The 25,748-nt window shown below is 50.1% G+C and carries 15 protein-coding genes and 2 pseudogenes; 15 read left to right on the plus strand and 2 right to left on the minus strand.

What is annotated here, in order from left to right; all coding sequences use genetic code 11:
- The 3 genes and pseudogenes from AC1DWB_RS24945 to AC1DWB_RS24955 form a co-directional block, all read left to right on the plus strand.
- Positions 1 to 333 (plus strand): annotated as a pseudogene (locus AC1DWB_RS24945) (hypothetical protein); the annotation flags it as partial.
- A 465-nt stretch (positions 334 to 798) separates the two neighbouring features.
- Positions 799 to 891: pseudogene (locus AC1DWB_RS24950) on the plus strand (reverse transcriptase domain-containing protein); the annotation flags it as partial.
- A gap of 296 nt (positions 892 to 1,187) precedes the next feature.
- Positions 1,188 to 2,021 carry an NAD-dependent epimerase/dehydratase family protein gene (locus tag AC1DWB_RS24955; RefSeq protein ID WP_477543803.1) on the plus strand — a complete coding sequence of 278 codons (834 nt, stop codon included), beginning with the start codon at positions 1,188 to 1,190 and terminating at the stop codon, positions 2,019 to 2,021.
- 928 nt (positions 2,022 to 2,949) lie between these two features.
- On the opposite strand, the gene AC1DWB_RS24960 is transcribed toward AC1DWB_RS24955, so the two are convergent.
- On the minus strand, positions 2,950 to 3,765 hold the full coding sequence (locus AC1DWB_RS24960; RefSeq protein WP_477543804.1) for a helix-turn-helix domain-containing protein: 816 nt from the start codon (positions 3,763 to 3,765) through the stop codon (positions 2,950 to 2,952).
- A 259-nt stretch (positions 3,766 to 4,024) separates the two neighbouring features.
- Here AC1DWB_RS24960 and AC1DWB_RS24965 point away from each other — a divergent pair, with 259 nt between their 5' ends.
- The 12 genes from AC1DWB_RS24965 to AC1DWB_RS25020 all read left to right on the plus strand — a co-directional run bounded on the left by AC1DWB_RS24965 (position 4,025) and on the right by AC1DWB_RS25020 (position 24,737).
- Complete coding sequence (locus AC1DWB_RS24965) at positions 4,025 to 5,311, plus strand: ABC transporter substrate-binding protein (protein WP_477543805.1); 1,287 nt, start codon at positions 4,025 to 4,027, stop codon at positions 5,309 to 5,311.
- Positions 5,312 to 5,375: 64 nt separating this feature from the next.
- Positions 5,376 to 6,290, plus strand: a complete 915-nt coding sequence (locus AC1DWB_RS24970; RefSeq protein ID WP_477543806.1) for a sugar phosphate isomerase/epimerase family protein — start codon at positions 5,376 to 5,378, stop codon at positions 6,288 to 6,290.
- Between the two features lie 200 nt (positions 6,291 to 6,490).
- Positions 6,491 to 7,888 carry an FAD-dependent oxidoreductase gene (locus tag AC1DWB_RS24975; protein WP_477543807.1) on the plus strand — a complete coding sequence of 466 codons (1,398 nt, stop codon included), beginning with the start codon at positions 6,491 to 6,493 and terminating at the stop codon, positions 7,886 to 7,888.
- A gap of 35 nt (positions 7,889 to 7,923) precedes the next feature.
- Positions 7,924 to 9,339, plus strand: a complete 1,416-nt coding sequence (locus AC1DWB_RS24980; protein WP_477543808.1) for an MBL fold metallo-hydrolase — start codon at positions 7,924 to 7,926, stop codon at positions 9,337 to 9,339.
- A 30-nt stretch (positions 9,340 to 9,369) separates the two neighbouring features.
- Positions 9,370 to 9,951 carry a histidine phosphatase family protein gene (locus tag AC1DWB_RS24985; protein WP_477543809.1) on the plus strand — a complete coding sequence of 194 codons (582 nt, stop codon included), beginning with the start codon at positions 9,370 to 9,372 and terminating at the stop codon, positions 9,949 to 9,951.
- Between the two features lie 828 nt (positions 9,952 to 10,779).
- A complete protein-coding gene (locus AC1DWB_RS24990) occupies positions 10,780 to 11,748 on the plus strand; it encodes an ABC transporter permease (protein ID WP_477543810.1) in 969 nt (322 codons plus the stop codon).
- Between the two features lie 12 nt (positions 11,749 to 11,760).
- On the plus strand, positions 11,761 to 12,642 hold the full coding sequence (locus AC1DWB_RS24995; RefSeq protein WP_477543811.1) for a carbohydrate ABC transporter permease: 882 nt from the start codon (positions 11,761 to 11,763) through the stop codon (positions 12,640 to 12,642).
- Between the two features lie 133 nt (positions 12,643 to 12,775).
- Entirely contained in the window at positions 12,776 to 15,013 is a 2,238-nt protein-coding gene (locus tag AC1DWB_RS25000) for a right-handed parallel beta-helix repeat-containing protein (protein WP_477543812.1), read from the plus strand.
- The gene (locus AC1DWB_RS25005) at positions 14,920 to 18,789 is read left to right on the plus strand and encodes a hypothetical protein (protein ID WP_477543813.1); all 3,870 of its coding nucleotides are present in this window, start codon (positions 14,920 to 14,922) and stop codon (positions 18,787 to 18,789) included. Before AC1DWB_RS25000 ends, AC1DWB_RS25005 begins: the two co-directional genes overlap by 94 nt.
- Positions 18,786 to 20,513 carry a right-handed parallel beta-helix repeat-containing protein gene (locus AC1DWB_RS25010; RefSeq protein ID WP_477543814.1) on the plus strand — a complete coding sequence of 576 codons (1,728 nt, stop codon included), beginning with the start codon at positions 18,786 to 18,788 and terminating at the stop codon, positions 20,511 to 20,513. Before AC1DWB_RS25005 ends, AC1DWB_RS25010 begins: the two co-directional genes overlap by 4 nt.
- A 189-nt stretch (positions 20,514 to 20,702) precedes the next feature.
- Positions 20,703 to 22,313: a type 2 periplasmic-binding domain-containing protein gene (locus tag AC1DWB_RS25015; protein ID WP_477543815.1), complete on the plus strand. Its 1,611-nt coding sequence runs from the start codon at positions 20,703 to 20,705 to the stop codon at positions 22,311 to 22,313.
- Positions 22,314 to 22,502: 189 nt separating this feature from the next.
- Positions 22,503 to 24,737: a helix-turn-helix domain-containing protein gene (locus AC1DWB_RS25020; RefSeq protein WP_477543816.1), complete on the plus strand. Its 2,235-nt coding sequence runs from the start codon at positions 22,503 to 22,505 to the stop codon at positions 24,735 to 24,737.
- Between the two features lie 60 nt (positions 24,738 to 24,797).
- Here AC1DWB_RS25020 and AC1DWB_RS25025 read toward each other — a convergent pair.
- A partial coding sequence (locus AC1DWB_RS25025; protein ID WP_477543817.1) for an MATE family efflux transporter occupies positions 24,798 to 25,748 on the minus strand: 951 nt, incomplete at its 5' end.

Genomic DNA, 25,748 nt, shown 5'->3' on the forward strand with positions numbered 1-25,748 from the left:
GTTCCTCACCGATACAGGGCCGTGCTGGAACCATGGACGATTCATTGGGTGGAGTTTAATGGAACGCTCGCTTTGGAATTGCTCCGTACCTTGCACTTTCCCGAATCGACAGTGTTGTATATGACCCGACCGGATACTCTGTTCTCCCGCGTGCGGGAAATTAACACTCTTTTTCAAATTAAGAAAAGTGTTGTGTCCGGTCATCATAGCTCCCAACCTATGTACGATCTGCTTATAGATATTTCCCGCTACACTTCCCGAACCAACACCGGCATGAAGCCGTTCGTTTATGAAAGGCTGAGGCTGGCTATGGCACAGGTCATTAGGAAATAGACGAAATCTATTGAGGCTCGTAACTAGTATTTTAATCTTACTACTAGCCAAAGTAACCTATGCTAGAGCAACGATACTGGTTAATTTGCCATTCTTAAATAATCCGAATATGGGAAGGAAACAGGGGGTTAGAAATAATGAAAGTGAGAGAGAGATCGGAATCAGGTACTTTGGACGTACCAGCGAAGGGGTTCGGTGGTTGGAAAAAGGCCGATTTACCATTAAGTATTTCGCATTCAGCTATCGTTGTCTTGCATGCTTGGGATTATGGCGGGTGGCTCTTGCCTTCGGATTCGTATATAATGCCGATGATCTGATCCATGCTTTGCAGAGCTGACTTGACTTTGGCTTAATCATATGTCATTACTTACTAAAACCGACCTTAGTTACTAAGGCCGGTTTTTGCTATGTACGCTCAGCATTCAAATCAGTCTCGGTTGAAGACAATATGAAGCAATTTGTTGAGTCAAATGGCTCGGTATCCCGACCGTGATGGACCGCTTCCTCGAGCAGGCGCTTCGACAAGTGATGAACCCGATCTTCGACGCGCATTCTTCCGCCGCGCCAAGCAGGACCTGGGCTTAGCGAATTGTCACTCTACAACGGAAGAGCATCACCATGCTCATCTGGAACTCTTCTTTACCGCAGATACAATACTAGGTTTTACCCCCTGGGAAATGAACAAAGAAAAAACGAGTGATGATGAAAGCTACACTCACGACGAAATGGTCCGCTGCCTCTTCCACACTCGTTGCACGTGCATAACTCATGAGTAATAAACATTACTCAGAGCCTAAAGTGATATATATAATATATAAAAAAACTTAAATTTCTATCGGAAAGGAAGTCTTTATATGGCGATCTTAATAACAGGAGCGACCGGCAAAATCGGCACAAAACTAATAGAGTCCATGATTGATGAGCATGAACTGGTCCTCTTCTCACGGAAGCGTCCGTTGGTTGACGCTCCCTTCGTCCAAGGCAACTTCGATTCCTATGAGGATTTATGCAAGTTGAATGGATATCCGATTGAGACGGTGATTCATCTGGCGGCTGTGCAAACCGGCTTCTCCGAAGACGAAATCTTCGGTACGAATATTCTGGGAACCCGTAGGTTGTTCCGATACTTACTCGATCGGGGCTGCCTCAAATTTATCTCGATCAGCTCGATTGCAGCCGTCGGCTGCCTGGATCGCCATTTCTTTCCTTTGCAGCTGCCGATACCGGACGATCATCCTTGCTTGGCCACAGATGCATACGGAGCCTCAAAAGCTATGGTCGAAGAGCTAAACAGATATTTCAGCCGAAGGGCCCCCTCTACGGATTTTGTTAATTTTCGCTTAGGCTCTGTTGTAGAGAACGAAGAGGCCTGGGCTCGAAGCGAGGTCAAACGGGATACACCCCTGAGCACCCCCTTCGCCAATTTAAGCAAGTTGCTGATGAGCGATGTGGTTCGGGCGATTACTACGGCTGTTGATGCTCCGCTGCAATATGGTGCCCGTACATATAATGTGGTCGGGAAGCAGGCGTGCTGCGATCATCCCGTTAGAGAGACCTTGGATCGTATTTTCGGCGAACAGTATAAGAACGTGGACAGCTCGTACTATCAGCAAGAAGGTCATGAGAAAGCACCCTTGTTCGATATGCGAAAAATCAAGGCCGAACTGGGATTTGAGCCTACGCGGTAGGGGAATAATCATGGTCCGAGCCGCCGGTGCAGCCATAGTCCTCTGAGGATTATCCCTGCCTCTCCAGTATCAAAGTCCGGTTCCGATTATAGACGGCACCGCGTCAGAGGGGCTACCGTGAGGATGAAACGAATTCATCGATTGATAGATAAGTGTCGGAAGACAAGAACATAGGTACATTAAAAGTCGTGAAATTAGCGGCTTTTGTTTTAATGTACCCAAGTTCTTGTCTTTTACTGATGACAAGAACTTGGGTACATTCCCGACGAAAGTTTCGGATAGGCGGAAATTACGACGGAACTTCAAAGTTAGTTTTCATGCTCTTGCCTAGACCAGTTGTTTTCATCTTAGGACGTTTTTCTTATGAGAGTCGGCCACGATGGCTGGCTTTAGCATACGCAAATTTCAGTGTTGTAAAAGACGTAAGTTTGTGTCGTCCGTAGTAGTACACGATGATTCTATAAAATAATATTCAAGATTCTCAGGGCTACTGAGGATGCATGGAGAACTCAAACGGAGGTGATGGAGCATGACTCATACTTTCAGGGAAGATCGGTTTACCTCGAAGGAAGGTGATGTAACGTTCATTATGCCAAAGAAGGGCGAGAATTTTTCTTTACGTTCAAGAACCTTGACCTATATTTGTTTATAGCTAGAAGAAGCGCCAAAATCGGTAACGAATTGCGCGATACGTCCGCCACCACGATCGCGTATAACGACGAAAAGTGGGAGTATTTGCTTTATGATTGCGTTAGACACTTATCTGGGAATTTATGCCGGAACACAAATTAAGAAAAGTTTCAAACGAAGTCTTCTTAGCGAGCTTAATCTTTTTGGTGTTAAAAGAGCCGGTTCCATGCTGACATGATGACCGGTTCTTTTTGCGCATTGAGGTAGGCTTTTGCAAGTTCATGGGTAACGAGGCCCCCTATAGCCGATTCATTTCGCGATATTTTGAGGGCCTCATTCCCATACTTTTAGCAAACACGAGGCTTAAATAGAAGCCGTTCTCGTAGCCGCAGCGGCTGGCGATCTGATCCAGCGTCATCTTGGTATCAAGCAGAAGTCCAGCTGCCCTACGTATGCGCAAAGATCGGACGAATTCTGACGGGTTCATGTGGAACGATCTCCGGAAACGGCGAGTAAACTGGACGGGGCTAAGTCCAAGCAGGCCGGATAGCTCGTTCATGCCGAATGGAGAATAGGCGTGCCGATAGAGCCATTCCATCGCCCGGTTCATCAGCTCATCTTCCGAATTCGGAAGATGATCAAGCTTATCTTTTAGATGCTCGTCTTCCCAATCCTCGCATGTGAGTTGCCATATATCATTGAGAATCATTTGTTTGCGCTGGACATTGCGCGGATCGACCGCGAGGTGGAGCTTGCGCAAATAGGCGAAGTCCGAAAACAGCCGTCTGCCGTCCGTTGGATGCGATTTAACGAATGGCAGCAGCGGCTTGAGCTCCGATTTTTGGTTAGCGGCAAATTCGAAACCGATATAATGGAGTCCCAATGGCGACACCATTTCACGATGAAATGTGAAGCCTGGGGGACAATAAATAAGCTCTCCGGCGCTTGCCTCTCCGCTTTCTGCACCGATTCGAAACCGGAATTTCCCCGATTCAACGGCAAACATCACCCATACAGGATAAGTGTCCGCGTGCATTTCAAATTGTTCCTTGCGCTCGAAATAAAAGTGAAAAGYCAGCAGCAGCTGCTGGTTCCATAAAGCTTGCGCATCCATAATGAAGCATCGGCTCCTCGAATTGAAATAAAATATATTATAAATGAATGAATACTGTATGTTCAAGAGTTAAAAATGATGTTCTACTGAAATAAAAATACGATTTACAATTTCTTTACGTAGAGTTAACAGATTATGCGACTTGAATTGATATACTCAAACTGCTTAATAGACAAATGGGGGGATAGGCAAATATTACACTTTAAAAATGGAGGTTGTAACTTTGAAAAGCACATTGAAAAGAAAGAGGATTTCTTTATTGCTGAGCCTGTCAATCTTAGGAACTGCAGTACTGGCAGGCTGCGGGCAGGAACAAACGGAGGAGAAGAGCGGAAGCACCCCACAGCCCGTACCGGCGAAGGTCATGGATACGACGCCCGTTACGCTCAAGTTTGCCGTACATTTGCCGATTACCGAAGAATTTAAGCAGCTGTACATCGAGCCGATCACAAAGAAGTATCCCCATATTACGTTAGAGCTCATGAGTGCCAGCTCGTTTAAGGCGTACGATGACCTAATTGCTTCCGGCCAGGTTCCGGATCTCTACATTTCATTTAACGGCAACATGCCGGGATTAAAAGATCGGGCCATTAACATGGATATGAAACCGCTTTTCCAGAAAAATCAAGTGGATTTGAACCGGTTCGAGCAAAACTACTTGGACGATATTCAATATGCAGCGACTGAAAAGGGCGAATTATACGGCTTGCCAATTGAAACCGGATTTCATGCGTTGTATTACAACAAGGACATTTTCGATAAATTCGGCGTTGCTTATCCGAAGGATGGGATGACCATGGAGGATGCCTTGGAGCTTGCCAAGAAGGTGACACGGGTCGATAACGGCGTTCAGTATCGAGGTTGGGACGTAGGGAGTATCGTGAGACTGGCTCAACCTCTCGGGCTGGAGTATATTGACCGCAAAACGGAGAAGGCGATTACGTCAAGTGAAAGCTGGAAACGTGTGTTCGAATTGGGGAAGCAAATCTATTCGATTCCCGGCAATGAACCGTCGAAAGATTCGAATAAGAACGGATTGAACGGGTTCATCAAGGACCGCACGGTTGCGATGATGAATGAAACCAGCAAGTTCTCACAGCTTAAAGCGGCGGAGGGACTTAATTGGGATGTCGTACAGATTCCGTTCTTCAAGGATAGACCGAATATTTATGGAAATTCAACTGTTTATATGGTTGGAGCTGTTCCAACAACCAAACACATGGATCAAGTGCTTCAGGTGATCGAGGTGTTAACTTCCGATGAAGTGCAAATGAACGTTTCCAAATCCGGCCGAATATCACCGCTTAAGAGCGAAGTCGTGAGGAAAGCGTTCGGGCAGGGCGATCCTTCCTTGAAAGATAAAAACATTGCGGGGATTGTGAAAAGCAAACCGGTGAAATACCCGATCTACTTAAACAGGGAAATCGCCGAACCTCTCACTACGAAAAAGTTTGATGTCTTCCTGAAGGGCCCGGACGATGTGAATGTGGTATTGAGAGAACTAGACGAGGAAATCAATAAAGCCACTGCTACAATTGGCAAATAACGGCTCGAAATAAAATCATGCAGTCTTAGCAGTCCAGCAATTTTTTTCGAAAGGATGATCAACCTTGAGGCTTTCAACGACAACARGCACTTTCAGCCTAACCTTGTCAGGTGGCTATACGCCTTATAAAGAGTCGATTAGAAGGTTAGCGACAGCAGGATATGATGTGGTGGACATTAATTTTTGCCGAGCGCTGACGGGCCAAACCGATCTTGTCAGTGACAACTGGGAGCAATTGATGCATGAGCTCCGAGATGAGGCCGAGAAGCTGGGTATCGAGTTTACGCAGTCCCATCCTGTATTTTTACCGGGACATGTGAATGATCAGACGGCGGAGCGGCTCGAGGTGTACCATGAGATGATGCGCCGTTCCATTATCGCCAGTTCCATTCTCGGCGTGAAATGGGCGGTCGTACATCCCCAAGAGGACAGGGCGAAAACCGCGCTGGACGTGGATGCATGTATCAAGGACAATGTGGAGCATTTCTCTCCTATTGTCGAGCTTGCCGTCAATCACAATGTCGGTATCGCGTTTGAAAATATGATTGAAGGGGAAAGGTCAAAGCGGCGGTTTGCCAGCCATGCGGCCGAGCTCGCTGCGCTGATCGACGTATGGGGCGAGCCTCGAGTAGGCGCATGCTGGGACTTCGGTCACGCCAATTTCCTATACAAGGATCAGCGCCCGGCGCTCCGCACGCTTGGCAAGCGACTTAAGGCGACTCATGTTAACGATAATTACGGCAACTCAGATGAGCATATGTTTCCGTTCCACGGCAGCGTAGACTGGGGTTCGATCATGCCGGTGCTTGCGGAGATCGGGTACGCGGGCGATTTTACCTACGAGACGCATAAGGAGTTTAACGGCTTGCCCGAGCCTATAAAAGACTCTTTAGCAAAGGTTGGATACGAGATCGGCCAATACTGCCTGACATTATTGGACACCGGCGAATCATCAAGAAACCAGTTGGGAAAGTTTTAGAAGCTCCCCCAGCGTCTATTTAGATAGAATCCTCGATAGGGAATTAGACACTGATTATTAAAGATTACAGAAGCCAAACACGGTTCGTATTGAATGGGGTCGTGTTTGGCCTTTGTATAATGAAATATGAGTTAAGAAAAGAGCAACTGAAGTCGTGAAACGAACAACACAAACAATGATAAAAGGAAGAGAAGGATTATATGGAAAATCGTGCTGAAAGACAAGTAATTCATACTCAAGTTCTTGTTCTTGGTGGTGGTTCCGGAGGGGTTGGCGCAGCAATTTCAGCAGCGCGTGAAGGAGCAGAGACAATTTTAGTTGATCGTCAAGGCTTTTTAGGCGGGAACATGACTATAGGGTTGCCATTACTAGCTTTTTTGGATGCCCAAGGTCGCCAGGTAACAAAGGGGCTACCACAAGAGATTGTTGATCGTTTGGTAGAATTGGGTGGATCATTCGGACATAGAGAATGTCCATTGCATAATTCAACTACAGTGATTGACCCTAATTTAATGAAAATCGTTGTCTTTGAAAAAATTAAGCAATATGGGGTACGGCCTTTATTGCATTGTGAAATTATTGGAACGACTGTTGAAAATGGTGAACTAAAGTCAGTTATTGTTAAAGGAAAAGGAAAAGAAATAGAAATTTTTGCTGATGTATTTATTGATGCGACAGGTGATGGTGATGTTGCATTTATGGCGGGAGCCGAATTCGAAAAGGGGCAATATGCGAATGGAGAAACACAGCCACCTACGTTAATGTTTACAGTAGGAGGCTTTAATTTAGAAAAGTTTATGGATTATTTGGAAGAACACCCGGAAGAATTAAAACATGGATCATCAATGAAAATACGTCCTGGTTACACAGCTGAGTTTTTGCGAGCAAGTGAAAATCATGTATTTGTCGGATTAAAAAACACGGTTTCAAAACTCAGAAAAGAAGGAAAGTGCCCTATTGATCGGGATACAATTATTTATATTAATTTGCCTAGAGAAGGCTATATTGCTTTAAACTGTATTCGTATATTGAACTTTGACGGCACAAAAATTGAAGAGTTGAGTAGAGGTGAAATTGAATCAAACCTACAAATTATACCTCTCATTAATATGCTAAAAGAACATATACCTGGCTTTGAGAATATTTATTTATCCTCTATAGCACCATTTTTGGGTATTCGGGAAACACGGAGAATAATAGGCAAGCAAATGATACGTGAAGAAGCTGCTGTAAATGGAGTCATTCCAAATGATACCATCGCTTTAGGTTCATATATTATTGATATTCATAGTGGTTCCGGTGATTCAACCATTATTAGGTCACTTGCGGGTCCTTATGGGATAACCTATGGGGCAACTATTTCTAAAGATGTTAAACGACTTATGTTAAGTGGACGTTGTATAAGTGTGGATCCGGTTGTGTTCGGCTCATCAAGAGTTATGCCTACTTGTATGGCGGTTGGCGAAGGAGTAGGTATCGGGGCTGCATTAGCTGTACAACAAAATATTGCTCCGGAAGATGTAGATGTTCAAATTATAAGACGAAAATTACGCGAGTATGGAGCAATACTTTCATTAGAAGAAGATATACATGCTTAATTATAGCTATCATAAAGAATCGGGAGGCGGTCGTTTTGCATGAAGGGCAATTGATTTTTTTTKGCGGCGTAGGTAAGTCTGGGGGCGTCCAGGTTCTTTACGGTAAAGGGAAGCAGGCTGTTTTATTCGATTTCGGAGTCGAGCACAGCAGCCTTCTGTTCCCTAAGCAGCTGACACTGTATGAACCGGTAGGCGCGACACCAGGGCGGGAGCTGCGTCAATATTTGCTCGGCAGAATGACCGCGCCGTTGCTTGAGCTGTACGATCCCGAGCAAATGAAGGGACTGGATCCGGCAATGGTACGGCGTGCATGGGGCGACCGTGAATTTCCTCAATTCGAGAGTCTCAGTCTGTTTATCGGACACATGCATACGGATCATATCGCGGTACTTCCTTATGTTCACCCGAATATCCCCGTGTATATGAACTTCGACGCCCATTCCTTGTTCCGGGGCATGGTTGCGGGCGGCCACAGCCCGGATACCAAAGCACAGATAAAAGCCTGCGACGATTTGAGCGTCATCGATTTTGGGGAATTTACGATGCAAATTGTCGAGATGGATCATAATGCGACAGGTGCGGCGGGCATTATTATTGACGATGGCACCCACAAAATCGCCTATACGGGTGATTGGCGCCGTCAAGGCAAGCATCCGGAACGGATCGACCGGTTCATCGAGTTGTGCCGCGACAGACAGGTCGACTTGCTGATTACGGAAGGAACACGTCTTACTTCCGACCCGTCCGCCGTGTTGTCCTATCAGATGACGGAGGATGAGCTGCTGTCCCGTTTCTTGGAAATCGTAGGCAAAGCAGACGGGCTTGTGTACTTGCAGATGTCACCGCGGGACCTGGAGCGAATGGCCAACATGATCGCTATTGCGGCGGCGAAAGGGCGGAAGGTTGTGATGGAGGCTTCTCATGCCGTCATCTGGCATACCGCGAACCGCGAAGGCTTGCGTATTCTCGATGGCCATCCCGCCCTTGACGAAGCGATCCGAATCGTCGACGTAACGGTAAAGGAAGGCATAGCGGTTCCCTATGAAACGATCTCTCTGGAAGAAATGGCCGAACAAAAGTACGAGTATGTATACTTCTTCAAATTTCCCGACCTTGCYCATATGATTGAATTGGAAACACTCGGCGATTTGCAGGAGCGGTCGCATTTCATTCAATCGGATTACAGCGTCAAGCTCGATCATGCTGATGTGGCCAAATATTTGAAGACGTTCGGCATCACCGGCCATTCATTGTCCAACGGGGGGCACGCCCATCCCGAGGCGATATCCGACATGATCGAACAGATTGCACCCAAAGTGGTTATTACGCTACACAGCCGTTATCCGGAATCGCAAAACACGAGAGGCGTTAAAACTTATTACCCGAAAAAAGGGGAGACGTTATCGGTGACTTCCATCCTTGCGGCCGGCGTCAGTGCTGGAAACGGATGATATAGAGATTGCAGAGGGAGAAGATATTCGATGACCACGATTACTTTCGTCAGACACGGCATTACCGATCACAATATTGAGAACAGAGCGCAGGGTCACACTCAAAATCCGCTGAATGAAACGGGGAGAGCGCAAGCGGTATTAGTTGCCAAGCGACTCTCCGAAGAGCAGTGGGATGTATTTATTTCCAGCGATTTACGGCGAGCGCGCGAAACAGCAGAAATTATTTCCGCTGCGATAGGCAAGCCTGTCGACTTCTTCGATGAACGGCTGCGAGAAATGGACAGAGGAAAGATTGCTGATACGATTGAATCAGAAAGAATTGAACGGTGGGGAAAAAATTGGAGACAGCTTGATATGGGCCAGGAAACCCATGAGTCGATGCGTGCCCGCGGAATGAGCTTTGCCCGGGATATCGCTTTGCGGTTTGCCGGTAAAAAGGTTCTCGTCGTCACGCACGGATATTTTCTGGGGCAAACCCTAAAGGAGCTGATGCAGGACGAGTCTACCGGTAACGAACTGCGCAATACTTCGGTAACGACTATCGCGTATAAGGATGAGAAGCGGGAATATTTGCTTTACGATTGCGTTAAACACCTGCATGACAATTAATGTCGAAACTAAGTGAAGGAGCCGGTCGCCATGCTGCCATGATGATCGGCTCCTTTTTTGCAGGTATAGTCGTTCGCTGTGCGGCTGCCCTTAACAAACCGCATAAAAAACAGGGATATTCATCCCTGTCCGAGATCCTACAGATCTTTTCCATTCATAATAAACGCTTATGCAACAACGAATACTTCTAGAGCTCGCTGAAGTGGCGGGAGTGACCGGGCAGCACCTGTGTCTGCAGTTACAATGTCAATCAAGTGAATTTCGACGTCGATCGCGAAGGGAATGCCTGCGCCAATGAACCTGACCGGTGATCTGTGATCTCCCGGTCAGGTTTTATTATAGTAAGTGCTTTACTGCGATGAAGCGTTGGGGTCTGAGTTAGTCGATTAATTCGACTAACTCAAGGTTGTGGCGGGTGTATGTGGGCAAGTTAGTCGATTTCTTCGACTAACTTGAAGCTGGTGGATAGTATTCACCCTGCCCGCAAAACCGAGCACGGAGCGTACGAAAGACGTAACTCCTAATACGAAAGAAGAACGAAAGAGGGTGTGGGAGGGGGGGGGAGAAGCGGAATCTTCTCCCTTACCCTCTCCACGCGCTTAACTGAATGCCTACGCCAATGAACCTGACCGGTGATCTGTGATCTCCCAGTCAGGTTTTTTAATAGACGATTTTCTGCTATATACAATTTCGCCCACACCACACTGGAACTGGATTATCGTATACGGATCCGAAACGTGTGTATGGCATTTCCTCCAGCGTTCCGCTTGAATTAGAGCTAGCCCAACCATCGTAATCCCACGGATAAGGAGAAAAGGAGAAAAGCAGATGAATCCTCACAAAACCAAAGAAACCATCATTCAGCAGCCTGCAGCTGTTCGCATTACGGGGGAGAAACTCCGACGAAGGCGCCGCTTCAACATGAACGTGCCGCTCATGATCATGTTCGCCCCCATTCTGGTGTACTTCATCACGTTCAAATACATCCCGATGGGGGGACTGATTATCGCCTTCAAGGACTACAACATGGCGGAAGGTATTCTTCACAGCCCTTGGACAGGCTTGGACAACTTCCGGCTTCTGTTCAACAGCCCGATGATGCTCAACATTATCAAGAACACGTTTTTCATAAGCGTGCTGACGATCGTGGTCTCGTTCCCCTTTCCGATTATTCTAGCGATTCTGTTGAACGAAATCAGACGCATGGTCTATAAGCGTATCATCCAGACGCTCGTCTATTTGCCGCATTTCTTGAACTGGGTCATCGTCGGCTCGTTCATCGTCCTGATCTTCGCTCAGGAACAGGGGATCATTAATAAAATCATCGTTGCACTGGGCGGGGAAAAGATCCAGTTTCTGTATAACAAGTCGTCCTGGCTTAGCATTTATCTCGGTTCGGGAATATGGAGGGGAGTCGGATTTGGGGCCATCATCTATTTGGCGGCGCTCGCTAATATCGATCCGAGCTTGTACGAATCGTCGAGTTTGGACGGGGCCAACAAGTTAAGGCAGATCTGGCATATTACACTGCCGGGTATTGCGCCGGTCATCGTGCTGATGCTGATCCTCTCGATGGAGAATGTGATGGATGTCGGGTTCGATCAAATCTATGTGCTCAAAAATCCGATGGTGAGCGACATTTCCAATGTCATCAGCGTGTGGAGCTATGAAGTCGGTCTCGGGCGTGGACAATTCAGTCTGACGACCGCTCTAGGATTTTTCACCTCTTCAGTCGGGCTGGTGCTTGTGCTGGTCACGAACCGAATCGCCCGTAAATTCGACCAGGGACTCTGGTAAAGGAGAATCGACATGAAACCTACATTCGGCGAGAAAATCTTCTATGTCATGAACTACGTGCTGCTCGGGTTATTCGGGATCAGCTGTATCGTGCCAATTATCCATATCTTATCGCTCTCTTTAAGTTCGGAGCATGCCGTCCTGTCCGGATTCGTCGGATTGTGGCCGGTCGGCTTCACCTTCGATTCGTATAAGCTGCTGATCGAGGGAACGAGAATCGTGCATGCGTTTCAGAATAGCGTTCAGATTACTGTTGTCGGAACGATCCTGAATTTGGTGTTTACGATCCTGGCGGCCTACCCGCTATCCCGCAAATATTTTTATGGCCGGAAACCGCTAACCTTGATGATTCTGTTCACCATGTTATTCTCAGCCGGACTTATTCCGAGTTATCTGCTGATCAAGAGCTTGGGACTGGTCAATACGTATGGAGCTTTATGGCTGCCCGGCCTGATCGGGGTATACAATTTGCTCGTCCTAAAAACCTTTTTCGAGAATATTCCAGGCGAGCTCGAGGACGCGGCCCGAATCGATGGATGCAGTGAAACCCGGTTGATCATGCAGATCATGCTGCCGCTGTCGATGCCGGTGATCGCCACGCTCATCTTGTTCTATGCTGTCGGCCATTGGAATTCGTTTTTTAGTGTCATGATTTATATCAACTCCTCCGAAAAGCACAACCTGACAGTGTTGGTGCAGCAGATGATCATGAACAACCAGCTGGCCCAACAGGTTACGGAAGGACGACTGAGCGAGGACATGATGGAGTCCGTCACTCCGCAGTCGATTCAATCAGCAGGCGTCATCGCCATGCTGGTTCCGATGTTAATCGTCTACCCGTTTTTACAAAAATATTTCGTTAAAGGCGTCATGATTGGGTCGATCAAAGGGTAGGGGTTCGACCGCAGAGAACGTATGGAAAGGGGGAATGTAGGGACAACGGAGCAGAGCAGATGGCGGCATAGGGTGTGGAGCTGGTCGATGAGAAGGTAGAGTGGGAAGCCCCCAATATGAAGGAGGAATTCAGATGCCGAATGAAAAGATGGAGCAGCATGTAGATGTAGATAGTCGGTTGGACCAAGACCGTCCGCTGGAAAAGGACGTCAAGGTAAGTCGCAGAAAACTGTTGGCCGCTTTCGGCATGGCTGGCGCGGCGATTGCCGCAGGCAGCATGCTCCCAGGTGCGTCAGCTGTCTACGGGAAAGAGGAAGGATCGGTTACCGAATCCGTGTATGGAGGGGTTACTGGCAAGGGAAAGGTTCCGATCCTGAAAGCGGCGGATCTGGTCGTGTCGACTACGATTGCCGAGATCCGGGCCAATTCCATGCCCGAGCCGGACTTTCTCTATTATGTTCGGGATGAAGGGATGGAGGGTCATTTCCGTGTCGATCTGCCCGATTCCACGTCGGCTGACAATACAGGGACGATCGTCGTGTCGGCGTCCGGCGCCCGGTTCAAGCGGTTGATGGCGGACGATACGATCGACGTTCGTTGGTTCGGGGCGAAGGGAGACGGAGCGACCGACGATACGGAGGCGATCCGTGCTGCGATTGGTCACGTAGCGGCCGCATTCCCGTACGGAGGCATTCTGCATTTCCCGAACGGGAAATACCGAGTCACGGACGGGTTCACGCTAACGGGAATCCGGGTAAGCTTGCTTGGAACGAAGGCGGAATTATTTCTGGATAACGTTTCTGATACGATTACGGTGCTTACTTTTCAAGCTTGCAGCGACTTCTTCGTAGACAATCTGAAAATCTCCAGCTCGAAAACGACGAAGATGTTCTCCAAACAAGCGCATGGGCTCAATATCCAGAATTCGAGTAAATTCAAGGTGTCGAATCTGGACATCTCTTATCGGACGGACGCTATGAATATCCAACACTGCAATAACTTCACGGTGGAAGGCAACGACGTCTATTATTTAGGCGAAGAAGGAATACGGATCGGCGGGAGCTGGAATTGGCGCGTAGCGAACAACCGGATCCATCACCATAACGGCGACGGGATCTTGTTGAAGCACGCCGGCAGCCCGGAAGGCATGTACAATGGCGAGGTCATCGGCAACTTCCTGTACGACGGTGTGAGTACGTACGGCCTCGCCAATTCGATCGGCGGCGGGATCAATTCGAATGAAGAAGTGACGGGAACTAGCGAACACAACCTTCATAATTTGGTCATTAGCGGCAATACATTCAAGAACCTGCGGTACGGAATCGCGCTCGCCAGCATTTCGAATTTCACCATATCCGGCAATGCGATCATGAATGTCAAGACCGCCGGGATCCGGATGGACAACTCCCTCACGAATAACCCTACGCGTAATCCGGGTGGCGAGAGTTCGATTACGGGGAACACAGTCGAGAACGTGACGGACGGAGAAGGCATCCAGTTTCTAACCAACCAAGCTGTTGTGGAGAAGGTATCGATCACGGGAAATCATGTTAGAGGGGTCAGGCATGCCGTCTCGCATTACCCGGGCATAGCGGCTTCGAATGCCGCCGTCTCCGGCAATATGGTAAGCGATTGCAAGGTTCTCCTGCAAGCCAGCAATTGTACGATATCCGGCAACCGCTTCCAGCAAGGCGGATTTACCGCTTCCGACCCTGCTTCCAACTCGATCAAGCTGATCGAATCCTTCGTGTTCACAGGGAACACGTTCGAGGATGTGAACGGCCAGATCGGAATCAGCATCGGCTCAGGCCTCATTAGCGGCAACTCGATCAAGACGGGCTCGAGCCTATGCGCGTTCCGAATCAGAAGCAATCCGACAGGCAATGTGTACATCATGAACAACAGTTTCGACTGCCCGAACACGGCGGAGAGGATCACTTATGACGCGACCGTGACGGCAGCAGCAGCGGGGAAAATAAGCAGTGATTTCACGATGGCCGGAGCGATCCAACGTTACGGTACCGTGATTCCTACGGTAGGGACATATTCGCCGATGTCCATTATATGGAGCAAGGACATGGGGAGGGGGAAGCCTATCGGCCATGTCTGCATCACAGGTGGAACTCCGGGGGTATGGTCCCCGTTCGGCTATATCGGCTCGATCAAGCACGGGACGGTTACGATCGGCGCATTGCAGGATTCAGTCATCGTGGAACACGGTTTAGGCAGTTTGCCTGCATACGCCTCTCCGACTCCTCTGGGAAATATGGGGCATGTGTGGATTACGGACATGACGGCTACGCACTTCACGATACGATGCTCTACGGCGCCAACAGCGGCCACCCCTATATTGTGGGAAGCGAGAGATTAACCTTCAGGGAGAACATGATGACAACCTTACACTTTAACGGAACTCCACTAATCATCGTCATCGAAGATGTGCTGGATCATCCGTACTTCGACTGGCCGACGACGCTGGTTAGCTATTCATTAGTTCTTGATTCCCGAGTGGACCCTTCGACGCTTTGTTTAACCGACAAGGATACCGGTCAACGTATCATGTTTCAGCTGTCCCCTCCTGAAGAATCTGGGCGCGGAGCTGAGGTTCATCTCCGGTTCATGACCGATCTGCCTTCGGGTGGGAGACGCGTCTTTGAACTGTCGGAGGTCGACGAACCGGCATGGGCGGGGCGGGAGCAAGAGGAACATTCCAGGGTGCGGTGCACCCTGGAGAACGCTTCGTGGATCATGGACAACGGACGTATCCAGCTAGCTATTCCTTGCGAAACGTCGACCAGTCCGTCCGTTAGCCTATCCGAGCATGTGCTCATCTACCGGATCGGTAGAAACGGCGTATGGCAAGGAGCTTCCTATCTTCATACCGTATCGAAGGGTAGCATGAAATGCGACATTGTCGAGAATGGCCCGCTTCAGGTGGTCGCCAAGATCACGTGTGTTGTGGATGAAGCTGTCTACGTCACAACGCTGAAGCTGATAAGCGGGATGGATTTCGTCGAGGTAGACGAACAGATGGACGGCTTCCGCGACGAGGACGATGTTCATTTGATGACGGAATGGAATCAATTCCATCCTACCCACCGGTATGCGCCCAACCGTCCTTTCAATCGGAACGATGGGCTCGAAGGCTTCGAGCGGTATCCATTCGAGCCGATCGACAGGCAGGTGACGGACACGCACATTGAACTTAGAGTCCATGACTCCGGCGATCCACTGCTGCCGTTCTGCCTGCTTCCATACGAGCCATGGCAAGGCTTCGAGAGATTGAACATGGCGACATTCTGGGACAGCCGGACAATGGACAGTGTCGGCATCTATATTCGCAACCCGGAACAGTGGAACGATGGACAATACAGTATATGGAGCTCCAGCAGACGTCTCGCCGTTCAGTTCCGCTATCGGGACGACCGGTTGAGCTGGAAGCACCCGATCCGTAATGGTTGCCGATCTACGGCGGTTTGCTGTTATGACCATCGGCTGGATAGGGCAGAGGTCGAGCGGCTGGAGAGCATATGGAAGGAAGCAGCCGACCAAGGTCAGGCATGTCCGAGAGGGCCGAGCTCGCATACGCTATGGCTTCAACAGTGGTACAGTCTGCTCAGTCTGGAGAAAATCAAAGATTGGGTGCTTACGTATCCGGATGACGGCGCCTATCCCGAGCCTATGTTCCAGACGGGCTCGATCGCAACGGTAGACGAGCTGGAGAACATGCTGCGAAACAGCGAGCTTGTGAATGGACTCGCGCTGTATGGTCCTCGTCAGGATCAGGGCTTCTCACCGGTACCGACGCGCGCCATTTATGACGAATGGATCGACGCCTATCACCGTCTCAGGGGGCAAATGATCGAGGACGTAAAGCGGAGAATTACAGGCATGTATTTGCTGATGGCTTATTTGCACGCCTCGGAGGATTACATGCCGCTGCACACGATGCTCGGCGGACACCCCAATTTCTTGTCCGACGTCAGAGGGGTCCCGGCGTTGATGGCGGTGTTCTTCCCGGACCATCCCTGTGCCCGAGAATGGGTCGAGCAGTTCGACCGGTCGCTGGAATGGAACATGCGGGTTCATACGCGGGCCGATCAGGAGCAGATCGATGCTAGGGGCGGAAGGTGGACGGAGAACGTAGCTTGCTACGTATGGGCTTTCTTGAAGCCTGTGATGAAGACCGCCTTTATGCTGCACTATTATTACACCGGAAACAACCACTTGTTGACCGCAGAGATGCCGAAGCTGGCTCGCTGGATTCTGGACAGCTTGGCCAGTCCTTCCATAGATGTACAGTCAGGGGTCGTACAGCCGACCAGACTGCTGCTGCCGCAAGGGGCCCATGCGTGGCGCCGAGTGCCGCCATGGAGCTTCCGTCAGCTCGGCCATGAGCTGATGCAGTACGATCCGATGACGGCGGAAGCGATTCTGTGGGCGACCTCGCCGGACGATGCCGACTTCGAGGCAACTCCAGCTTCCGCATGGACGTTCATGCAGAAGCGGTATGCTCCGAATCGGGGCACGAGGCCGAAGCTAGCCAGTAGCAAATATACCGGGTACGGGATCGTACTCAGGCAGGGAGTCGGCACACCGGAAGAGGCGTTCGTCATGCTGCAGCAGTTGGATAAGGGCTACAACTACCGCTGGGGAATCAGCGGTCAAGGTGGATGCGGCATGTTGTATTACTATGCCGGAGGGAAGGCGTTCAGCCATAACGGTCACGAGGACGTAGGGGATGCCCGCTTGGCCGATACCGATTTATGCACGAATTTCGGTATCTTCAAGAAGGGAGCCTACCGGTCCATCGGTCCGAACAGCCTTCATCGTCCTCTGGTCGACTTAGGAATGGTTTCGTTCGCAGAAATCGTGTCGGCACAGGAAGATGCGTACGCTTGGCCCGAGTATGCGAGCAGAAGCGTCCTGATGGTTGGTACCGAATATATCGTCGTGTACGATGCGGTGTTCAATTCCTCCGTCTATCGGAGATTCTCCTGGTTTGTACATAAGGAAGGAACGTTCCCGCACATCCATCCCGTCTACGGGAACGTGACGAAGAGAACGGAGCTGTCCACCGATATGACCAAGGGCATGTGGCTGGACGGTACCGGGGATTTCATGACGGTCATTACGCCGTACGAGTCGGTCAAGCCGCAGCCAACGGCGTACGGGTGCACCATCATGACGCAGCATGGCGACGATAGGATATTTCGCAGGCAGAAGCCGTTCCGCTGGAACGAAGCGGGGTGCGCCTTCGAGGGTCGGGCAGGCTGGATCAGGAGGCGGGCGGAGGGGATGACGCTCGCGATCCTCTCCGGCAGTCACATCCGCTGCGACTCGTTCGGGATATCCGTCGAGGGACAATCGGAAGGCTCGGTTCAAGCAACCTTTGATCCGGAAGGGCGTTTCCACGGTCGGTGCCAAACAAGCGGCCCCCTCACCGTGACGATTCAGATGCCGAACGATCCGACAGGCGGCGAGTTCGGCATGTATATCAACGGAATGGCTGCACCGGTTCAAACCGACAAGAACGATGGATGGCAAATCATCGTGTCTCTTGAAGCGAAAGGGTCCTATGTCCTTGAGTGGTCGGAAGCTGCTGTTCCGATGGTTCCTGAAGTCAGGAAAGCGGTGCAGGTTGCAGGCGGGGTGGTCATTCATTGGGAGGAATCAGCCGGGGCGGCCTCTTACCGCATCGAAATGAGCTCTGACCATGGAGAGTATTGGATAGGTGTCGGTACGACGAATGACTGCAAGTACCGTCTGCATGCGAACGGACAACAGAAGCAGCATGTCCGAATAACGGCTCTTATCGGGACCAAGGAAAGCGAGCCGTCCGCAGATTATCCGGTGTACTACAGCAACCTACCACCATCGGTCCCGCAAGGGCTGCGAGTCCGAAGAGACGCAGGAAAGGCAACAGAGCTCACATGGGGACAAATGCTCGGAGTGGACGGGTACAAGCTGTATGTTCGTTACAAGGACGAGAATGATTTCCGCTTGCTGTGGGAGGGGGAGGCAACCACTTATTGTCATTACTGGAACGTAGATTCTTCCCGGTCGCCGACTTATGCCGTCAGTTGCTGGAACGAGCTGGGTGAGAGCGGTTGGGCTTATGAAGGGTACGGGGGGATGACAACATGATTGTTCACGCAGAGAAGTTCGGGGCGAAGCCGGAACGAGGCTTTGACAACACATTAGCCGTACGATCGGCGCTAGAGTCATGCAGGGAAGTCGATAACGCAACACTCGTGTTTCCGCAGGGTGTCTATCATTTTTGGCCAGACCGAGCGTATGAGAAGCAGTTGTTTATTTCCAATCACGATCAGGACGGATTGCGGCGCATAGCCTTTCTCTTGACTAGCAGGAGCGGGTTAACGATAGACGGACAAGGCTCGGAATTTATTTTTCATGGTCCGATCACTCCGTTTGTCATAGAAGCCTGCAGCCAAGCCACGATTCGCAACCTCGTGATCGATTGGGAGAAACCGATGTTTGCCCAAGGCACGGTCTGCCGCGTCGACGCACAATCGTTCGATATCCGGTTGCCCGAGGACGCCAACTATAAAGTGGAGAACAACGCCGTGTGGTTCGAGTATGGCGGGAAATGGGAAAGGGTATGGGGACTGAACGAATTCGACTATGAGAAGAAGGCGCCTGCTTATCAAAGCGGTGACAGGCTGAGCTGGAGCGCTTACCGCAAATTACGCATCGAGGAAGCAGCTGCAGGCGTGATTACGTATCGTGGCGACAACATCAAGCTGCCGCAAGCGAGAAACAGGGTCGTCCTGCGATTCGGCAGAAGAGAGGACCCGGCCTTCTTCATCCATGGCGGGGAACACATCCGCTTGGAATCGATCCGTGTCCATCATGCTCCGGGAATGGGACTCATCGCACAGAAATGCACGCATATTCGCTTGCAGGCATTCCATGTCATGCTTAGACCTGGGACAGACCGTCTGGTCACCGCCGCTGCCGATGCCACTCATTTCGTAAACTGTCGGGGGCAGGTCATCCTCGACCATTGTTTGTTCGAGAATCAATTGGACGATCCGTGCAACGTTCACGGTATCTATGCCCGAATTGCAGAGCATCTCAGCAACGACCGATTATTGATCGAACTGGTTCATAGGATGGCCAAAGGCATTCCGATCGCCGAGACTGGGGATACGATCGAGTTCGTTCGCCGTGATTCGCTGCTTACATACGCGGTTGCCACGGTCAAAGACGTGGTGGCCTTGAATAAGGACTATCTGTTGATGACCTTCGAAGAACCGCTGCCGAGCGACGTGCAAGTCCATGACGTGATCGGGAATGCATCCTGGAACCCCGACCTGACAATCGTTAACTGTACCGTGAGGGCGAACCGCGCCCGTGGCTTCTTGATCACCACATCCGGAAACGTGCTGCTAGAACATAATACGATCAGCGCACCGGGAGCCGGCATCAAAATTTCTGGAGACGCCAATTACTGGTATGAGTCTGGGGCGGTGAAACAGGTTATGATTCGCAACAATGATTTCCTGGATTGCAACTATTGCTGTCCGGACTGGGGAAGAGCCGTCATTGATATCGACCCCGAGATTGAGCATCCAGAGGCGCATGAGGCTTGTTACCACCGCAATATATCGATTGAAGGCAATCGATTCGCCACATTCGATACCGGCATCGTATACGGCCGTTCGATCGACGGAATCACCTTCGTTAACAATGTCATCACGAGAACCAATTCCTATCCGGTGCATAACGTCATGCCATATCCGATTCAGCTTCAGGCGTGCAAGAATGTCACGATAGCAGGCAATCAAGTTGCGGACGGGACAAATGCAATCGCGTTGGTCAACGATGTCGAGGTGGACATCAGATAGACGCAGGAACCATGAGCTTATTGCACATAAGCCCGAATCGGCTATATTCATTTTCGCCAAAGGGGCGCAAGATCTGGATTATCGTATACGAACCGAAACATGTGTATGGCGATTCCCACTTGGCTCTGTTTGAATTAAAGCTAGCAACAACGCGATTCTAGTCTATAATCACAAAAGGGAGGCTTATCTATGAAGAAAACAAAGAAAACGATCCTATCGGCTCTTGCCCTCACATTGGCAGGAGGAGCCATGCTCGCAGGCTGCAGCAAGGGACAAGGGACTGAACCGTCGAGTACGGCTGAGGCGCAAAAGAGAGGGAAAATTTCCGTCATGGTCTACGACAGAGGCCGCGTCCCACCCGACGAAGGCACTTATGAGAAAAATCGGTGGACCGAGTGGATCAACAAAAACGGGCCAGCCGACGTTACTTTCGTGCCGATCCTGCGCAACAATCCGGGAGAAAAGCTGAACGTCCTGCTCGCTTCAGGCTCTGCACCGGATTTTATCCAGGATTACGATGCCTTGAACAAAAACGCATGGTACGCGTCGAAGCAATTAATGCCCGTGGATGATCTCATCGAAAAGCACAGTGTAGAATATAAGGCACTGCTGAAGAAATACCCGATTCTGCGAAAGCTGGGAACCCAGGACGACGGAAAGCTGTATGAAATCGGAGCTTTCGTTCCGGCGGACATCAACTGGGTATTCTTAGTGCGGACGGATTGGCTCAAGAAGCTGAATCTGGAAGTGCCCAAGACGACCGAGGAATTGTATGCCGTCGCCAAAGCGTTCACGGAGAACGACCCGGATGGAAACGGCAAGAAGGACACGTTCGGAATGTCGCTCGGGGGCGCATTCAACTCAAATATTTTCAGCTGGATATTCGGCGTGCCAGGCGCCGGCCATGCCTTGGAAGACGGGAAAATGGTCTATCCTTGGAAACAGAAAGAGGCGGTCGCCGAGTTCAAGAAACGATTGTATCAGGATGGCCTCATCGATAAGGACTTTGCTGCCGATGCGAACGGGGAAAAGGCTAAGCGCGATTTTGTAAACGGGAAGCTGGGCTTCTATACGATGCAATGGGCGGATGTAAAGACGACGTTCGAGGCGTTCAAGAAGAACGTGCCTGAGGGTCAGGTCGTTCCGATCGTGCTGCCGAAGAGCTCGTTCGGCCAGTTTGCTCCGGCACTAGCCGGGCCAGGAGCAACTCCGGGTGTTATTAACGCCAAAGCGAAAGATCCGATCTCCGTCATCAAATATGTCGATTTTCTGAATAAAGAATCCTCTGTGAAGACACTCAAATGGGGACTCGAGGGAGAACACTATAAACTGGATGCCACTGGCTGTCCGGCCCCTATCGACTCGGAGAAAAACAAAAAGGAAACTTCTTGGTACGGTGATTATTCCATGGTGAGTAGTCCGACTGATGCTACCCGCAAATGTGATCCCCGCATCACCGATATCGACATGAATTCGGCCGCTGGCCAGGAATATAAAGCCATTTTGGAGACCGCCCGTAAAATCTACTTGAATCCGCAAACACCATTGCCTGGTTACTTCTTGAACGCGCCGGCCTTGCCGAACGAACTGAACATGATCAATCAGAGCGTCTCCAAGCTGGGAGACGAGTACTCGAAGGCGATCGTTACAAAGGACTATAGCGTAGAAAAGGCTACTCAAGCGTCGAAGGATATGTGGACCAAAGCAGGCGGCGGTAAAATTGACGAGTGGTACAACACGTATTACAGTAATAACAAAAGTAAGATCGTTACGGTCATGGATATGTACGAGGTAAAATAAGCCATGCATGAATACGGGGCCCTCCGAGGAAGGCTCCGTATTTCTTTTGAAAGTCTACTGCKGCAGGTTCATAGCGGCTCTCACCTTACGGTGGTACAATATCGTATATTGACGGAAAGTTGTATATTGATCAAAACTGATTTTTCAACGATTCTGATAGCATACACGCCACCTACTGGAGGACCTTGCATGCGGGGTAAATGGTTTATACGGCTATTGCTTTCCTATTTGCCCATCTTTATCCTAGTTATCTTCAGTTTGTCGATTATTTTCTTTGTTATCGTCAACAATGTTTCGCGTGAACAAGCTCAGCGGGCGAATGAGGTGTTCATGGAACAAGTGCTCGTTCAATTGGATCGGACACTTGAGTTCATTGACCAGCAAATAATGAAGGAATCCGTTTATAACGATGAACTGAAAGGCTATTACTTCCAATCACCGGAGGAAGCGTTCGAAAGTCTAGTCGTGCCGTCCAAAAAACTGCGTGAAACGATCGGAGCTCTGCCGCTCACCGATTCGATCTATATGTACCGTGCGGCAGATGAAAGGGTACTGAGCAAAAACGCGATTATGCCGCTAAGCCAGTTCGGCGACCAAGAGTTTGCAAGGCAAATATTGCGGGATGGCGCGCCGCCGAGATGGCTTCCGGTACGCTCGTACAGCGAGTTCGCGGACGAGCCATCGACTAAAGTCGTCACTCTGGTACGCAATGTACCGCTTCTGAGTGGAGAGAGAGGCTTTGTTGTCGTCAACGTGGGCGTTAAGATGATCGCCAAGTACGTCTTGGACATGTCCAACTCCAAATTCAGTTATATTCAACTGGAGGATCAGAACGGAATCGATATTCTGAACGCCAGTGCTCCTCAGAACGGGTCTGAGATCAATTCCGCTGTCTCCGGCTATACCGGTTGGACGATTCATAGCGGGCTTCGCGACGGCGGTTTGTTTCATGTGTTTTCCCGGATTCATTGGATTTGGCTGGGGATTATGGCGGCAACCCTGATCATGGGTCTGGTATGGCTGATCGCGGCCACCAGAAGGAACTATCGCCCGGTGGAAGTGATCGTCGAACAGATCCGGTCATTTGCGATGCAGCGGAGCCAACTGCTCCTTGCATCCGGCGGCAATGATGAGTTTCGGTTCATCGAGGATGCGCTGAATCGGTTGATTGACCATTCCAATAAATACGATCAGCAGCATCAGGAGGATTTGCTCTATCGGCGTCAATATTTTTTCCAGGAAACGATCACAGGCAGCCGGGTGATAACTGCGGAAGAATGGAGCGGGGAGCTGGGCGGTTTAGGGTGTTCCGATAAGTTAAGAACTATGATTGTGGCCGTGATCGAAATCGATAAATATCAGGAGTTCACGAACGCATACACGCAGCGGGATCAGACCTTGCTTAAGTTCGTTGTCAAGAGTGTCGTGAATGAAATTGCCGGTAAGTACGACACACCCGTCTGGTCGGAGTGGATCGCCAATGAACGATTGGGCGTCTTATATGGGACGGCAAGCGATGAAGAAACGGGTTTACGTACGCTGAAGTACATGGGKGAAGAGCTCTGCACGTGGGTGGAAAACCATCTTCATTTCTCGGTTACGTCTGGTATCGGCTCTGCAGTGGAGGAGGTGAGCGAGATCCCGTTTTCCTATGAGGATGCAACGCATGCATTGAAATACAAGACAGTGCTCGGAGGTGCGGGAACGTTCCTCTATACGGAGATGAAAGCCAAAACCACGAGTACGATCTATCCGAATTTGGATATCATCCGCAAGCTTACCTCTTGTTTCAAACAAAACAATGAAGACTGGGAGACGATTTTCGAGGAGGTATTCGTGAATCTGCGAAACAACCTGAGCTCGAAGGAAGAGATCGTCATTGCGCTCAATTACTTAAAGTATCATCTGAATCAATCGCTCAAGGAGATGGCGCAGGAATACCGAGGACTCTGGGAATCGGACATCTATCCTAAAATGACGGAGGCCGTCGAGAAGTTCGAAACACTGGATGAAGTCAAGCTGCACGTTCGGGATCTTCTTGGGGAAGCCTTCGCTCATATTCGTCGCATGCGAGAAAAGCGGAGCGGCCATACGTTGATTCTGGACATTAAGTCGTATATTGAGGATCAGTATGCGGATCCGAATTTATCGTTGCAACTGATCAGCGACCATTTTCAATTAAACACCAAGTATGTCAGTCAGTTGTTCAAGGACGAGATGGGGGAAAAGTTCGTCGATTATTTGGCGCTTCTCCGCATTCGTCATGCGAGGCATTGGTTGGATGAAACGAATGCGTCCATTCAAGACATTGCTGTGAAAGTCGGCTACACCCACTCCTTGTCGTTTATTCGCATGTTCAAAAAGGTGATGGACGTCACGCCTGGGGATTATCGTAAGCAAAAGGCTTATGTCGGGGGACTGTGAAGTAAAAGCAGAGAGGAAAAAGAACAACGGCCTGTCATCGGCAGTTGTTCTTTTTCTCATTTAGGCCATCAGCACGTTCCGAGAGCGACGGCGCACGTAGGCATATACCGTCAACATAACGATCAACTCCGATAGAGGAATCGCGAGCCAGATTCCTGTCGTACCGATCCAGTACGGCAGGGTGAACAGAATGACGACCATCAACAGCATCTCGCGGGCCACCGTAATCCAGGTGGCCATCTTCACCTGATCCGTTGCTTGGAAATACGTCATCATGACAAAGTTGATGCCCATGAACAAATATCCGCTGAAGAAGAGCCGAATGCCGGTCACGGCCATCTCGCGCACTTCCTGTGCGAACGAGCCGAATAGCGAAACGATACCGTTCGCGAAGACAAGGCCGATCAGGAATACAGCGAGACCGCTAACGAAGGCGGTACGAACTGCGATGCGGATCGTCGCTTTCTGGCGATCCACGAGCTTCGCTCCCCGATAATAGCTAATGAGTGGTTGAACCGCCGAGCCCATCCCAAGAAACAGCATGAGCATGACGCTGTGGACGTAATTCAGAATCGAGAAGGCAGATACGCCGACCGTTCCCGCCCACCGTACCATAGCGATGTTGTAGCCTGCCGTAAACACGGCGATTCCGACCTCTGCGATGAAGCTGGGGAAGCCGATCGTGAATGTTTGCTTCGCCAGCGTCCATGACAAGCGGGGTACGACAAAGCGTAATGTACTTGCTTTTCGCAAAAAATGGAGTGACAGCACGCTGGCCCCTATGGCTGCCCCAATCACAAGGGCGAGAGCCGAGCCGGCTACCCCGAAGTCCAGTACGAATAGCAGGATGTAGTTCAATATGATATTGATTCCTGCCGTCACGAGCAGGGACGCCATGGACAGATTCGGATTACCGTCATTGCGGACGAAGATACTGAACGCATTCTGCACGGTAATGGCGAAGCCGCCGACCAACATTACATTCATATAATCCATCACATACGGCAGGGT

It is taken from the genome of Paenibacillus sp. P4_E11 (assembly GCF_056401635.1).

Bases quoted from the DNA above. Each gene is read 5' to 3' on its own strand.
- AC1DWB_RS24955 (WP_477543803.1), top strand. From the start codon at position 1,188: ATGGCGATCTTAATAACAGGAGCGACCGGCAAAATCGGCACAAAACTA.
- AC1DWB_RS24975 (WP_477543807.1), top strand. From the start codon at position 6,491: ATGGAAAATCGTGCTGAAAGACAAGTAATTCATACTCAAGTTCTTGTT.
- AC1DWB_RS24985 (WP_477543809.1), top strand. From the start codon at position 9,370: ATGACCACGATTACTTTCGTCAGACACGGCATTACCGATCACAATATT.
- AC1DWB_RS24990 (WP_477543810.1), top strand. From the start codon at position 10,780: ATGAATCCTCACAAAACCAAAGAAACCATCATTCAGCAGCCTGCAGCT.
- AC1DWB_RS24995 (WP_477543811.1), top strand. From the start codon at position 11,761: ATGAAACCTACATTCGGCGAGAAAATCTTCTATGTCATGAACTACGTG.
- AC1DWB_RS25000 (WP_477543812.1), top strand. From the start codon at position 12,776: ATGCCGAATGAAAAGATGGAGCAGCATGTAGATGTAGATAGTCGGTTG.
- AC1DWB_RS25010 (WP_477543814.1), top strand. From the start codon at position 18,786: ATGATTGTTCACGCAGAGAAGTTCGGGGCGAAGCCGGAACGAGGCTTT.
- AC1DWB_RS25015 (WP_477543815.1), top strand. From the start codon at position 20,703: ATGAAGAAAACAAAGAAAACGATCCTATCGGCTCTTGCCCTCACATTG.